Origin of the sequence: Nocardia sp. NPDC023852 (assembly GCF_040639505.1) — a bacterium.
In the GTDB taxonomy this organism is placed as follows: Bacteria; Actinomycetota; Actinomycetes; order Mycobacteriales; family Mycobacteriaceae; genus Nocardia.
The window spans coordinates 623,053-636,656 of record NZ_JBFAAB010000002.1 but is presented as its reverse complement, the minus strand read 5'-3'; the positions used below and the strand labels follow the sequence as shown (position 1 = coordinate 636,656).

At 65.2% G+C, this 13,604-nt stretch carries 12 protein-coding genes; 9 read left to right on the top strand and 3 right to left on the bottom strand.

The window, feature by feature from the left end:
• Positions 1-67 precede the first annotated feature (67 nt).
• Positions 68-1,258, bottom strand: coding sequence for an ROK family transcriptional regulator (locus AB0H00_RS06675; RefSeq protein WP_357261848.1), 1,191 nt, complete (start codon positions 1,256-1,258; stop codon positions 68-70).
• A 63-nt stretch (positions 1,259-1,321) separates the two neighbouring features.
• Here AB0H00_RS06675 and AB0H00_RS06670 point away from each other — a divergent pair, with 63 nt between their 5' ends.
• From AB0H00_RS06670 to AB0H00_RS06640, 7 genes are all read left to right on the top strand, one after another.
• A complete protein-coding gene (locus AB0H00_RS06670) occupies positions 1,322-2,632 on the top strand; it encodes an ABC transporter substrate-binding protein (protein WP_357261846.1) in 1,311 nt (436 codons plus the stop codon).
• Positions 2,633-2,634: 2 nt separating this feature from the next.
• Positions 2,635-3,480: a sugar ABC transporter permease gene (locus AB0H00_RS06665; protein ID WP_357261843.1), complete on the top strand. Its 846-nt coding sequence runs from the start codon at positions 2,635-2,637 to the stop codon at positions 3,478-3,480.
• A gap of 138 nt (positions 3,481-3,618) precedes the next feature.
• Entirely contained in the window at positions 3,619-4,485 is an 867-nt protein-coding gene (locus tag AB0H00_RS06660) for a carbohydrate ABC transporter permease (protein ID WP_357261840.1), read from the top strand.
• A 13-nt stretch (positions 4,486-4,498) separates the two neighbouring features.
• Positions 4,499-5,587, top strand: a complete 1,089-nt coding sequence (locus AB0H00_RS06655; protein WP_357261838.1) for an ABC transporter ATP-binding protein — start codon at positions 4,499-4,501, stop codon at positions 5,585-5,587.
• 67 nt (positions 5,588-5,654) lie between these two features.
• Positions 5,655-7,016 (top strand): glycogen debranching protein, encoded by a 1,362-nt coding sequence (locus tag AB0H00_RS06650; RefSeq protein ID WP_357261835.1) that lies wholly within the window; start codon positions 5,655-5,657, stop codon positions 7,014-7,016.
• Positions 7,017-7,089: 73 nt separating this feature from the next.
• On the top strand, positions 7,090-7,554 hold the full coding sequence (locus AB0H00_RS06645) for a PPOX class F420-dependent oxidoreductase (RefSeq protein WP_357261833.1): 465 nt from the start codon (positions 7,090-7,092) through the stop codon (positions 7,552-7,554).
• Positions 7,555-8,744: 1,190 nt separating this feature from the next.
• The gene (locus AB0H00_RS06640) at positions 8,745-9,290 is read left to right on the top strand and encodes a DUF2165 domain-containing protein (protein ID WP_357261830.1); all 546 of its coding nucleotides are present in this window, start codon (positions 8,745-8,747) and stop codon (positions 9,288-9,290) included.
• A 165-nt stretch (positions 9,291-9,455) separates the two neighbouring features.
• Here AB0H00_RS06640 and AB0H00_RS06635 read toward each other — a convergent pair whose 3' ends face one another.
• On the bottom strand, positions 9,456-10,088 hold the full coding sequence (locus AB0H00_RS06635) for a PadR family transcriptional regulator (RefSeq protein ID WP_357261827.1): 633 nt from the start codon (positions 10,086-10,088) through the stop codon (positions 9,456-9,458).
• A 557-nt stretch (positions 10,089-10,645) separates the two neighbouring features.
• Between AB0H00_RS06635 and AB0H00_RS06630 the strand changes: the two genes are divergently transcribed.
• Both AB0H00_RS06630 and AB0H00_RS06625 read left to right on the top strand, forming a co-directional pair.
• Positions 10,646-10,912 carry a hypothetical protein gene (locus AB0H00_RS06630; protein ID WP_357261824.1) on the top strand — a complete coding sequence of 89 codons (267 nt, stop codon included), beginning with the start codon at positions 10,646-10,648 and terminating at the stop codon, positions 10,910-10,912.
• A gap of 474 nt (positions 10,913-11,386) precedes the next feature.
• Complete coding sequence (locus AB0H00_RS06625; protein ID WP_357261821.1) at positions 11,387-12,424, top strand: alpha/beta hydrolase; 1,038 nt, start codon at positions 11,387-11,389, stop codon at positions 12,422-12,424.
• A gap of 535 nt (positions 12,425-12,959) precedes the next feature.
• Here the strand turns inward: AB0H00_RS06625 and AB0H00_RS06620 are convergent.
• On the bottom strand, positions 12,960-13,556 hold the full coding sequence (locus AB0H00_RS06620; protein WP_357261818.1) for a cupin domain-containing protein: 597 nt from the start codon (positions 13,554-13,556) through the stop codon (positions 12,960-12,962).
• Between the last annotated feature and the right edge of the window lie 48 nt (positions 13,557-13,604).

Sequence of the window (13,604 nt, the reverse complement as noted above, 5' to 3'; positions counted from 1 at the left end):
CGCAGGCGGTGTTCGGCTGGCCCGGAGTGGCCGCGAGCATGCTGGCGCCCCGAAGCACCGTGTCGGCCTACCGCCCGGCGACCATCGCGTCCACCGTCGCCGGGGACAACATCTCGTCGGCTACCAAGCCCGCCAATCCCACGAACGCACCGTTCTCCCCCAGTTGCGACGGGCCGATGTCGAGGTTGCGCAGCGCACTCGCGTGAGCGTTCGCCTCGACGGTGCGCCGCAGCCCCTCGAGAAACGGTGGTAACACACCCACCGCTCCCCCCACGCGGACGTAAGTCGGATCGACGATCGACACCATCGTCGCGACTACGGCCCCGACGAGTCGCCCGGCCTTCTCCGTCGCCCGGATCGCGTCAGATCTGCCCTCGTCGACCAGGCGGACGACATCGGCCACCGTGCGCACCCCGAGGGGTTGCAGGTCGCGAGTCAGCGCCTGCCCGCTGGCACTGGCCGCGACACATCCGCGGCGGCCACAGCTGCACTGCTGCTGGCTGCCCTCGATCCGCATGTGCCCGATCTCGCCCGCGGAGCCGCTCTTGCCGCGGTGCACGCGTCCCGAGATCACCACGCCCGCACCGATTCCGGTCCCCACCTTGACCCCGACGAGTGTCACGTCGGGACGACCCAACGCACAGAAGTCGCCGAGTGCCAACGCGTTCGCGTCGTTCTCCAGCAGAACAGGCACACCGAGCGCGGCGGCGAACGGCTCGCGCAGCGGCGCGCCGTTCCAGTCCGGCATGGTTGGTGGTGCCACGGTGACGCCGCGCTCATGGTCGATCTGACCTGGGACCGACAGCGCCATCGCACACAGAGTGTCGGCACGCTCCGTGCGCCGCAATAGTTTCCGCCCCGCGTCGAGCAACACGGGCACGATCTCGCGCGGGCTGTGCCGCATGGGCAGCCGGTGATCCTCGCGCGCGAACACCGTCCCACGCAGGTCGACCACCGCCAGCGTCGCATGGCTCTGCCCTAGGTCGGCGACGAGCGCGGTGCGGCCGGTGTCGTTGACCTCGAGCACTTCGGCGCGCCTGCCGCCGCTCGACTTCCGGTGCCCGGCTTGGCGGACGAGCCCGAGACTGCGCAGAACATCCAGCCGCTCAACCAAAGTCACCCTGGACAGCCCCACACGTTCCTGCAGCTCGAGCCGCGTCAGTGGGCCCGCCGCGCGAAGCAGGGCGAGCACGTGTCCCGCAGAGGTGGGGCTCGAGGGCGTCGATGTGGTCACGAGCATGTTGACAATATCCCCCATTGCACTTACGTTAACCAAACTGACAAAAGTTCGAAACATAGTGCGACAGCACAGGAGTCATGCATGCTGGTACCCGGCCTGACGCGCAGGTCCTTCTTGCGCGCTGCGGGTGTCGGCGCGGCCGCATTCTCCGCCGCGGCCTGCACCGGCTTCGCCACCAGCGGTAATGGCGGCATGATTTTCCTGTCCACGCAGTTCCGGCCCGCCGACGAGGCCGAGCGGTTTCGCAGCCTGCTCGCCGAGACCGCACCCGGTGTCGGCTATGTGACCATCGAGGAAAGCCCGTTCTCGAGCCAGGTGCGCAGCCAGGTCGACGCGGGCTCGACACAGATCGGTCTGCTCGGCGGTCTGCACGGCGACGTCGCGCCGCTCGCCGACGGCTACCTGCAAGACCTCACCGGACTGCTCGCCGATCTCGGCGACCGCCGCTGGCCCGCCGAGTACCTGCAACTCGCCAAGGCGGGCACCGCCCACACCTGGTACATCCCGTGGGCCACCGCGAGCTACGTTCTTGCCGCACACGCCGATGCGCTCGCGCACCTGCCGTCCGGCGCTGACGCCACGTCGCTCAGCTACGACCAGTTCCTCGACTGGGCTATCGCCGCTCGCCGCGCCAACGGGAACCGGCCGGTGCTCGGCCTACCCGCGGGCCCGAAGGGTCTGCTACACCGCTTCACGCAAGGCTTCCTGCTGCCGTCGTTCACCGGCGGTCAGATCACCACGTTTCGCTCGAACGAGGCAGTGACGGCGTGGCAGTACTTTCGCGAGCTGTGGGCCAACTGCGTGTCGTCGAGCACGAACTACGACTTCATGCAGGAGCCGCTGGAGAGCGGCGAAGTGCGGATGGCGTGGGACCATGTCGTGCGCCTCGTCCACGCGCCCGAGCGCGACCCGCAGAACTGGCGCATGTTGCCCGCACCGCGCGGAGCGCACGGCCTCGGCTACATGGCTGTGATCGCCGGGCTCGCGGTCCCCAAGGGCAGTCCCGACCCCGAACTCGCGCAACGGGCGATCAGCGCGCTCACCCGTCCGGAAACCCAGATTCAGCTGCTGCGCTCCAACGGCTTCTTCCCGTCCGTCGATACGACGATCCCCGACGACCTGCCACCGGCCATCGAACTCGAGGCGGACGCCGTGCGCAGACAGCAGCAAGCAAAGGGCGCCATCCTCTCCCTGCCGCCGGTGGGCCTCGGCCAGCGCGAGGGAGAGGTGAGCAAGGTGTTCAAAGACAGTTTCCGCTCGATCGTGCTCGAAGGAGCCGACATTCGATCCACGTTGGACCAGCAGGCACGGGTGCTACAGAGCCTCCTCGACGACTTGAAGGTGCCGTGCTGGGCTCCCGACCCGGCCGCCGACGTCTGCGAGGTGGGATAGACATGATGTCGCGACTGCGCTCTCCGTGGATCCTGCTGCTGCCCTCGATCATGCTGATGCTGGCGCTGTTCGGCTGGCCACTCATGCAGGGCGTCCTCGAGGCATTCCGTGGCGACGAAGGCTTCACACTCGCCAACTGGGAGCGATTGTTCAACGATCCCTATATCTTCACCGCGCTGCGGAACACGCTTGTGCTGATCGTCATCGTCGTGCCGATCCAGATCTTGCTCGCTATCGGCATGGCTCTGCTCATGCAGGCACGGCCGAGATTCGCCAGCGGCCACTTCTACCTGTGGTGCCTCCCGCTGGCAATCTCCGAGCTGGCCGCGGGTCTGGTGTGGCTGTCCATTTTCGACAACCGCGGTTACCTGAACTCGCTGCTGGTCTCGCTCGGCCTTTCGGATGACGGCGTGCAGTGGCTCGGCTATCAGAACACCGGCACAATGCTGCTCGCGGTCGTGCTCGCCGAGGTTTGGCGCGCGACCTCGCTCGTCTTCGTCATCGTGGTGGCAGGCGTCCAGATGATTCCGCGCGATTACGACGAGGCCGCGCAGGTGTTCGGCGCGAACTTCTGGCAGCGACTGCGGCATGTCACGCTGCCGCTGCTCGGGCCGAGCCTGCAAGTGGCACTGATCCTCCGGACGATCCTCGCATTGCAGGCGTTCGCGGTCGCGCAGGCGCTGACCGGGCGCGACTTTCCGCTGCTCGTCGGTGAGACCTACGAGTGGTATTCGAACCTGCAGAACCCCGCGGTAGCCAGCGCCGTCTCGCTGATCGTGCTGGCGATCTCCCTCGCCACCGCCGTGTTCTACCTGCGGACGGTCCGGCAGCCAGAGGAGGCTCGATGAGGCACCATCGCGCAGCGCCCATCGAGCCGACGGGGCGCGGGAACCCCCGCAGGACACAGGAGGCTCGATGAGGCACCATCGCGCAGCGCCCATCGAGCCGACGGGGCGCGGAAACCCCCGCGAGGCACAGGGGTCGCGATGAACAAGGCCGAGGCGCCGAAGACCGTGCTGCCACCCGTCGACCGTGCGCCGCTGCGCAGGCGCCGCTGGCGCGCGATATGGGTTCAGGTGGCGTGTATCGCGGTGACGCTGTTCATGGCGCTGCCGATCGTGCTCATCGGACTCGCCGCGGTGTCCTCACGCGACGCGCTCAACGAGTTCCCGAAGTCGTTGATCCCCCATGAGTTTTCCACCGAAACGCTGGTCGCGTTCTTCCGGGCCACGGGAACTGTTCCAGCATTGGGCAACTCGGTGCTCGTCGGCATCTACACGGTGTTCTTGTCACTTGTCGTCGGCGCACCGGCGGGATACGCGTTGGCACGGCATGTGTTTCGCGGAAAGGACACCTACCAAGTGTTCATCCTTTTCGTGCGCGCGTTGCCGATCGTGGTGCTCTCGGTGCCGCTCGCCACGATGTTCCTTCGGATCGGCGTCTATGACACGGTGTTCGCGGTGACGCTCGTGCACACCACGCTCGCGTTGCCGACCACCGTGCTGATCACCGCGAGCATCTTCGTCTCGGTGCCGGCCGACCTCGAGGAGGCCGCGCAGATCTTCGGCTGCACGCGGTGGCAGGCCGCGCGCAAGATCGTGGTGCCGCTCGCGCTGCCGGGCCTCGCCGCGTCCTCGATCTTCACGTTCGTCCTGTCTTGGAACGAGATTCTCGGCGCGACGATCGTCACACTCGGGCACCGCACGCTTCCGGCGCAGGTGCTCACGGCGCTCGGTGAGGCGTCGACCGCGTACCGCTTCGCGGGCGGTTTCGCGTTGATCATTCCAGCGCTGGTTTTCATCTTCGTGATGCGGCGCTACCTGGTGAACATGTGGGGGACGACGCTCAGATGACAGAGGTTCGCTAATGGCAGAGGTGGTTGTCCGGGATCTGGTGAAGACCTATCCCGGCGGTACGACGCGCGCCACCGACCAGGTGTCGCTCGAGGTCGCGGACGGCGAGTTCATGGTGCTGCTGGGGCCGTCCGGCTGCGGCAAGACGACCTTGTTGCGCATGATCGCAGGGTTGGAGCTCCCGGACTCCGGGCAGATCGTGATCGGCGGCAAGGACGTCACCTATCTCGAGCCACGGCGGCGCAACCTGTCGATGGTGTTCCAGTCCTACGCCGTGTTCCCCAACAAGAAGGTCGCCGACAACATCGGCTTCGGCCTCCAGGTACACGGCGTGGCCGCCGACGAGATCAGCCGTAAGGTCGCTTGGGCCGCGGATCTGCTGCAGCTGACGCCGTACCTGGACAGGTACCCGGCGCGGCTGTCGGGCGGGCAACGCCAGCGTGTCGCCGTGGCGCGGGCGATCGTGATGGACGCCGACGTGCTACTCATGGACGAGCCGCTGTCCAACCTGGATGCGCTGCTGCGGCTGTCGTTCCGCGCCGATCTGAAGAAGCTCGTCGCCGAGCTCGGCACCACCACGATCTACGTCACTCACGACCAAGTCGAGGCGCTGTCGCTGGGCAACCGCGTCGCCGTGATGCGGGCCGGGGCGATCGCCCAATGTGGCCCGCCCACGGAGGTCTACGACGGCCCCGCGACAGAGTTCGTCGGTGGCTTCCTCGGCAGCCCGCCGATGAACTTTCTCACCGGCGAAGTCGCGGCGGGAGATGCCGGGCCACGCATCGACCTGGGTGGGCAGTCACTCGCCGTGCCTGAGGCGCTGTCGTCGTTCGAGGGCGGGACGCTCCGGCTCGGTATCCGCCCCGAGGCCATTGTGGTGGGCAGCGGGCCCGTAGACGACGCGGTCCGCGGCGAACTCCAAGTGCTCGAACCACTCGGTTCGTCGACCCTGCTGACCACCGACGTCAGCGGGCAGACCGTAAAAGTTCAAGCGGCGCCGGGCTTCCGCGCCGACGAGGGCGGCACGCTGACACTGCGCATGCCGCCAGAGGCATGCCGCTGGTACGACCCGGAAACCGGATTGCTGCTGGAGGCTCGATGAGACACAATCGCGCAGCGCTCATCGCGCCGACGGGGTGCGGGAACCCCCGCAAGACACAGGAGGTCAGGTGATCACCGCCGCGGGCGACCGCGATATCCATTTCCAGCCCGCCCGCCTTGTCGCCAAGGCCACGCTGGTCCTGCGCGACAACGACACGGGCACGCTGGTCACCGCCGCACCCAAGCTTTACCCGCACATGTGGAGCTGGGATGCCGCGTTCATCTCGATCGGACTGGCATATCTCGACGTGAGCCGCGCTGTCACGGAGTTGAGCACACTGTTGGACGCGCAGTGGGACGACGGGATGATCCCGCACATCGTGTTCACCGACGACAGCAACTACTTCCCCGGCCCGGACCGCTGGCGAACCGATTCCGCGCCGCAGGCACCGGCCGACGTTCGCACGTCGGGGATTTGCCAGCCGCCGGTGCACGCGATCGCACTGCGGCGGATCGTCGACATCGCGCGCAAGACTTCGCAGGCCGACGCGGAGCTGGCCGAGCGGTTCGCCGAACGCGCGTGGCCCGCACTGTATCGCTGGCACCGATGGATCGCGCGGCACCGCATGCCCGACGCGAGCGGCCTGGTGGCGATCGTGCACGGGTGGGAGTCCGGAATGGACAACTCGCCACGCTGGGACGAGCCCTACGCGGCCGTTGTTCCGGGCCCGGATCTGCCGCCGTACGTGCGGCTCGACCTGCAGCAGGTGAACGACGTGGGCGAGCGTCCCAGCAGCGACGAGTACGACCGCTACCTGTGGCTCATCGAGCAGATGAGGCGCGTGAACTACCAGCCCGACGACGTCGTGCGCACGTCGAGCTTCCTGGTCGGCGACGTGTTCACCACGGCGGTATTCGCGTTGGCCAGCGACGCGCTCGCCGAGGTCGGCGCGGACCTCGGATGCGATCCCGGGCAGATCGGCGAACTCCGAACCTGGGCGGCGCGGGCGCGAGATGCGGTCGCCGACAGCGTCGACCCCGAGACCGGCATGGCCCGCGACCGCGACATCAGGCGCGGTCGGTGGCTCACCACCGAGTCGATCGCGGGGTTCGCGCCGCTGCTGTGCGGCGGCCTGCCCGGCGACGTCGAGAAGCAACTCATGTCGACCTTGGACGGAACGAACTGGTCAGGCAACCCGCACCTGCTCGCCGCAGTGCCACCGTCGATTTCGCCGTCGTCGCCGGACTTCGACTCGCGCTGCTACTGGCGTGGTCCGCAGTGGCCGGTAATCATCTGGCTGTTCGGATGGGCGTTCGAGCAGCGCGACTGGCCGCGGCACGCAAGCGAATTCCGTGCCCAGGGCGTGCATCTGGTGTCGGACGGCTCGTTCGGCGAGTACTACGAACCGTTCACGGGCGAGCCGCTGGGCAGCACGAACCAGTCGTGGACGGCCGCGGTGGTGCTGGACTGGCTGTGCGGCGTGTGGTAAAGACGGCGGCGGCCGCTGGTACTTGCCTTTCGAGCAGACTGCTGGAGCGCCGCGTCACCGATAGGATCGGTGTATGCCACGCATCGCCACCGCGGACAAGGTAGAGCGGCCCGCGCTACTCGAGTTTCTGCGCCCTCGACACCAGGGCGTGCTGGTCACCACTCGAGCCGACGGACGTCCGCAGATTTCGCCCGTAACCTGCGGAGTCGACCCGGACGAGCGCATTGTGGTGTCGACCTATCCTGGCAGAGCCAAGACCCGCAACATCCGCCGCGACCCGCAGGTGTCGATATGCGTGATCTCCGACGACTGGAATGGCCCCTACGTCCAAGTCGACGGGCGCGCCGAAGTTTTGGACATGCCACAGGCACTGGACGGTCTCGTAGAGTACTTCCGCAGCGTTTCCGGTGAGCACCCGGACTGGAACGAGTACCGCGAAGCGATGGCCCAGCAGAACAAGTCGCTGATCCGCATCCATATCGATCGGTGGGGACCGATCGCCGCCGGCGGATTCCCACCCCAACTCGCGCAGTCCTGACCCGACCACCAGCGTCGGCTCATCGATCCGTGCATACGCGGCCGCAACTCGACGTCTCGGGATATCAATCAGAATTATTCGACATTTCGGGCAGTATCAGCCATAAATAGTCGAGTGTTGCGCGGCTTTCATGCATACGTCCGTCAGAATCCCAGCACAGTGCCGATACGCAGTCACCACCTCGCAGTTGCCCTGCTCCGCGCGGAACTGAATAATGCTCGATCGCCGGCGCGCAATAACGGAGACCAGCGGTATGCTACCAGATCACTCACTGCCCCACTTGCGAATACATCACGGGTGACCGCCCTGTGACGTCACCTTCCGGAAATTGATAAATCCTTGTCTAGCTTCCGTGGTCATGTAGGCGAACACTGAGGGTTGTGAGTGATTGACCAAAGCCGTTCATCCACCCGACCAGAAGGATGCAAAATGTCTACTAAAGCAATCAAAATCGCCGCCGCGACAGCAATGACCTTGTCTCTGGGCACGGTCGCAGCTCCTATGGCTTCGGCAAACACGACGCCATCCGTTGTGTCGCCATCGAACTCAGCCACTCCCGTCGGGGGATCGGTCGTGTTGTGTTTCCCCCTCGGCAGTGTTGCCTTCTGCATCTGAGGTCACCGGCGATAATTCCTCACTACCGACCCGTCCTCGACAATATGGGCAATGTAGTGACGAAGGGCGCCGTCAACGCCAAATGAGGTCTGTGAGGGGAGGGCCCAGCCTGACCCACACAGCCTCGCGTCAGAAGATCTCCGGCCAGAGCATTCCGATCAGGAACCATGCGTGTGGCCGCTCCGTCGCCCTACGGATGCGAAAAGATCTGCGGTGTTTTCCTTTTCGGAGCAACACCCGGGTCGGGTGATGTTCTCGTCAAGCGCCTCCGACCTATGCCGGAGTGCGGACGTGCGCCCAGGCGCCGCCGCGCCACAAACTCCCCCGGGTCGAATCACGCGGCGACCGGGCTGCATCGAGCCAGCACAGCCCGCTCGGTTGTCGCCGCACCATGCCCTCGGCCGACAACGATCAGTGCGAGCGAGTCACCTGAGCAGCACCGGCGGAGTTCCGGTGCGGTATCGGCGTTCACCTTGAGATAATCCGTGACGTCGGCGCCGAGATGGCCCGACAGTGGTGACAGTCGACCTGAGGTAGGGCATGTGAGACGCAGTGGTACAAGGATTCTCGACGTAGTGGGTAGCCGTCGGATGGCGGTGGCGATGCTGGCAACGATCACCGGGTTCTATTACCTGTTCGTCGCGGTCACCAACTGCATGGACACCGACACCAACCGGCACGGCGTTGCCGCCGTGCTGTCGATGAGATCGACGATCCACAACACCGGAACGGACTGGCGGGCGATCACCAGCGGCAGCGTCGCCCTTGTCGCCTACATCCTCGTCGTGATCTGGGAGTTTTTGATCGCCTTCGTGCTGCTTGCCGCCGCGGCTGTCTGGGCCCGCGTACTGACGGGTCGCCCGCGCCGGCTTCGAGCCGGGGTGGACGTTGCCGTGAAACTGTCAAGCCTGGGCTGGACCATGGCGATGCTCCTGTTCGCGGGCGGGTTCCTCACGGTCGCGGGTGAATGGTTCCGAATGTGGGCGAACAAGGAGGTGAACGCGTCGTCGGCCGCGCTGCAGAACTTCCTGATCGCCGCCGTCGGCCTGATCCTCGTGCACCTGCCGGAGTCGATCGGGCCACAACAGGCAACGTCATCGCGGCAATCGTCTCGACGGTGAGTCGAACTCGCGGCAGGCCGGTCGAGAGAGCGCACTCTACTCACCGCCACCGCGAGCCACCGACACGGCGGGCGCGCATCCGGCCCGGAGAACACTCCGGCTCGACCCTCGAGAATGCGGTGGCATCGGCGATCGGGCCGGGTCGCGGCCGTTTCCGGTCGACGATCAAACGGGAGGCCGCGCCTGCGCACCAGGGGAATCGATGCCCTTGGGGCGGTCTTGCGACAAGCGGTCGACGAGTTCGAGTCCCCTTCGAGCCCAGTCGATTTCGGCTTGACTGCGCGCGATCATTCCTTCGTAGGTGTATGCCTTGTAGGCGATGATTCGTGCGTGCTCATGGTCGGGGTAATTGCCGAGGCGGCGGACGATCACGGGATCGGTTCCGGCTCGGATGCCGTCGCGGACGTCGGTGAGCAGTTGGACATGGATCGTGTAGTACTCGATGTGGCGGCGCAGGATCTCCCGCGCATGCTCGGGTTCGGCCCATTCGAAGTACGCCGCCTGCATATGGTGCACATCGCGCTCGGGGGGATGGCCGAGCGGAGTATTCATCCACTGACGGAACGCGCCGATGCCGTCCTCGGTGATCCGGTACTGCGTCTTGGTGCTGCGTGGCCCCCACCGGACCTGTTCGGCTTCGACCAAGCCTTCCTTGTACATGCGGCGCAGTTCCGGATAGATGTGGGAATCGGGCGCGTGCCAGACCTGTCCCACCGATCCGCCGAACCGCTTCGCGGCGTCGTAGCCGGTGAGCGGACCAGCGGTCAGCAAGGCCAAGAGAGCGTAACGAAGGCTCATGTCTCCTCAACGACCAGTCCGTCCTTGCCAACCACTATATCGGTAGCTAGTGTGTGTCCCACATCACCAGATAACTATCAGCGTAGATATTGACTCGAGTGCTCTGGTGACTACTTCCGAGGACATTGCATGACCGATCTGCAAGCCGGCGACGTAACCGCCAAGCACATGGCCCTTCCTCCGGACATGGGGTATACCACCGCCACCACAGTCGGTGGCCACCTCGTCGACGTCGACGAGGTGGGACGCCGTACCACTGCCCGCGCTTCCACTCTGCGGCGCGGCTCACCCGGACGCTCGCGCCCGAGACGACAACCCGCCGCCCATGGTCGCTTCTCATCCCGTCGAGCGACCTCGCGGTTTTGTGCTGGTTCGTGGCAGCACCCGCATGTAGCCCGTGAGCGGACGCGGAGGGTCGCGGCAAATTCCCCATGCCGGACTACGATCGCCTGGGTAGTTCACCGCGGACGCGGCAGGTATCTTTCCGGCGGCGTAAGGCCTTAATTGGGATATGCCAAGGAACGAACTCATGAATTACCGTCGGCTCGTCGCGATCGATGGGCACCTGGACTTTCGCCCTGCGCCTGATGCCGCCGAAGCTGAGAATGGATAATCGGATGTCTCCGCAGCCCGAGGAAGAGGACGTGCACCTATCAGTGCAACTCGGTGATGTGCTCTTCCACTTCACGGCTTGCGTCACCGCAGCTTTGTTGTTCATACAAGATTGCCGCGCCCAACGGTATCCGAAGCATGTCACAGTCTCCTCCGGAGACACCGGCAATTATCCGCGTCTGCCCAATGAACGCCTGTATCTGGCGCGCTGAACAGAAATATCCAGCCGAATAGATCGACCGACCCGGTCGTCGTTTCCAGCGATATCCAAACTTTGGCATCGTAGCTTTCGCGGCAACCGTTCGGAATAGCCACCACGCCGTTGATCCTCCTCCGGGTCAACAAAATAGAGGGACCTATGAGGTAGGAGCGATATGGTCATTCACGCATTGCTGGCAGGAGGCCTGGTCTTGGCTGGACTACACAATGTAGCTGTCCTCCGTGCAGTACGCGGATGTGACAAGTCTCCCGAGAGGATGCGCCGTCCTGCGCATGTGGCGATGTCCAGCGGCCGCGCCAGGCCGGCCGACACGGCGCATACGAAGCCGGCCCTGCTCGGCGGGCACTCTGAAATGCCCCGTTCAACAGAAACCGGCGCCCAGCGCTCTGTCCATCCCAGACAGGACGCTCGTTCGATAGGCAACCGTAATTCACCGAATAATTTCCCGGTAGAAAGTGACCATGCGGTGCGGATCGAGCCGACCGGTACCGCGAGTTTGGCGACTCGATTGGCTCCCACCGCTCTGACCCCGCTTCGGTGGACGCTGACCGCGCTTACTGTCGCAGGCAAGTTCAGCCCGATCACCACAAGGCGGATATTCGCAGTCACCAGCTGCGCCGACGGCTACGCTGCACCGTTCGCTCCGCCACCTGGAACCCAACGAATACCTGTCACAGTCGACGAACGGTTCCGTGGTGAATGGCTGTGGCGCGATCACAGCCTCGAGAAAATACGTGAAGCGGGGTCGGCGATCCTGTACATCCACGGCGGCGCATTCATTACCTGCGGCCTCAATACTCACCGCAGACTCGCCGCCAAAATCGGCCGATCCGCCAACATGCCGGTACTCAATATCGCCTACCGACAACTGCCCCACGCACACATCACTGACACAGTCGACGACTGCGTCAGTGCCTATCGCTACCTACTCGACGAAGGCTTTCCCGCGCACAGAATCATTCTGGCAGGCGACTCGGTGGGCGGCGGACTCACGTTTCTGACAGCTATGAGAGCCCGCCGGCACGGCATGCCGATGCCCGCGGGAATCGTCGCGCTGTCACCATTCGGCGACCTCGAAAACACCCACCGCCGCGCCCACCCCAACGCCGGGCGCGACGCCTATATACCTACCGAGGCTCTCGGCGTCATCGCGCGCTGGGGATTCCGGCGCGACAACACGCTCGACCCGAGCTGGTCACCGATCAACGGCGACTTCACCAACCTGCCACCGGTATTGATCCAGGTCGGCTCCACCGAGATTCTCCTGTCGGACGCCGAGCGGCTCGCGCAACGTTGTGCTGAAGCAAAGGTGCGGTGCACCCTACAAATCTGGGACCGCGCGCCACATGCCTTCCAAGCCGCCTGGGACCTGCTCCCCGAAGCCCGCACCGCCATCAACTCCATCGCCACCTTCGCGATCCGCCAAGCCCACGACAATCTGGCCTCCGGAAGCACTGGATCAACGGTCGGAAATGTTTGTGATGGCCAGCCCTTGGCAAGCTGACCGGATCAGGCAGGATGCGTCCGACCTCATCGGCCGTACCCCTTGCCGAGGTCGATGACCCCGATCAGGCCGCGTCCCATACCTCCGGCCACCGGCGGGCTGGGCTGGCTACGAGGGCCGAAGTGTCTCTGTCAACATGTCGTCAGCGACAAACTGTTCGACACATTCGACGATCCATCGAACCACTCGATCGGGTGCGTCCGCCCAGGAGTCGGCCCCGGTCTCTGCAGGAAGACCGGGGCCGACTTCGCGATCGCGCTCCCCAACATGATGAGGGCGGCACCGACGTTACATCATCCTGACCAGCATCGACGAGATCCCGAGGGATGCATGTCGCGCGCTCATTCGAATCGGTTGCCGCGCCCCCGCCGGACAGCGGGGCGGGATCTGCCCGAAGCTCGGAGTTTCAGCGAAGGAAGTCAGTGCGGCGTGGTCAGCGACGGTGCTCACATAACGCCCGTCACAGGCGGGTGTCGGCGGCCTCACTCGGCGTAGCCGCTCGGGCCTTGGTGATTTCCGCGATGTACATGTTCGGTCAGCCCGCACCGGCGGTCGGTCGGGCGGCTCCGCCGGGCTGGGCCTGGAGTACGTCACTGGCGAGGAATGCGGTGCGGTGCTCTTCGCGATCCAGCAGGCCACGACCGTCGCCGTTCGTGGCCTGTCGCCAGATCGGGCTGTCGACGAAGTGGTTGTCGAATCGTTCCTGGGTGTCGAGGATTTCGAGTGGGCTCGCCAGGCCTTTGCGGATGCGATCGCCCAGCCGGAAGTAATCGAAACGTTCGATACCTGGAGTGAAGATCACCAGGACGTCCGCCGATGAGGCTGCGGGAGCTGCCCACGCGTGGGTCATGTTCGGCGGTATCAGCAAGAAGTCGCCCGCGCCGATCTCGTGGATCTCGTCCCCGGCGAGCACACGCAGCCGGCCGTCGAGCATGTAGAACAGTTCGGCGGAGGTCGAATGGTAGTGCGGTGGCGGGCCATCCGCGCCTTTTGGCAGGAAGGCTCGGTTCGCGCTGAGCTTTCCGTTGGTCATGTCGTGATCGGCGTAGAGCCGCACCCCCATGGTGTCCAGTGTCTCGGCGTCGTCGTGCCGGACAAGCAGAGCTTTGTCGTCGTTGTTCGAGATGGTCATCGCTTCTTCTCCTGACTCGTATCCCGGAACCGCTCCGGGCACAGCCAT

Coding starts and splice junctions, on each gene's coding strand:
- AB0H00_RS06675 (WP_357261848.1), bottom strand. CDS start 1,258: ATGGGGGATATTGTCAACATGCTCGTGACCACATCGACGCCCTCGAGC.
- AB0H00_RS06670 (WP_357261846.1), top strand. CDS start 1,322: ATGCTGGTACCCGGCCTGACGCGCAGGTCCTTCTTGCGCGCTGCGGGT.
- AB0H00_RS06665 (WP_357261843.1), top strand. CDS start 2,635: ATGATGTCGCGACTGCGCTCTCCGTGGATCCTGCTGCTGCCCTCGATC.
- AB0H00_RS06660 (WP_357261840.1), top strand. CDS start 3,619: ATGAACAAGGCCGAGGCGCCGAAGACCGTGCTGCCACCCGTCGACCGT.
- AB0H00_RS06655 (WP_357261838.1), top strand. CDS start 4,499: ATGGCAGAGGTGGTTGTCCGGGATCTGGTGAAGACCTATCCCGGCGGT.
- AB0H00_RS06645 (WP_357261833.1), top strand. CDS start 7,090: ATGCCACGCATCGCCACCGCGGACAAGGTAGAGCGGCCCGCGCTACTC.
- AB0H00_RS06635 (WP_357261827.1), bottom strand. CDS start 10,088: ATGAGCCTTCGTTACGCTCTCTTGGCCTTGCTGACCGCTGGTCCGCTC.
- AB0H00_RS06630 (WP_357261824.1), top strand. CDS start 10,646: ATGGGCACCTGGACTTTCGCCCTGCGCCTGATGCCGCCGAAGCTGAGA.
- AB0H00_RS06620 (WP_357261818.1), bottom strand. CDS start 13,556: ATGACCATCTCGAACAACGACGACAAAGCTCTGCTTGTCCGGCACGAC.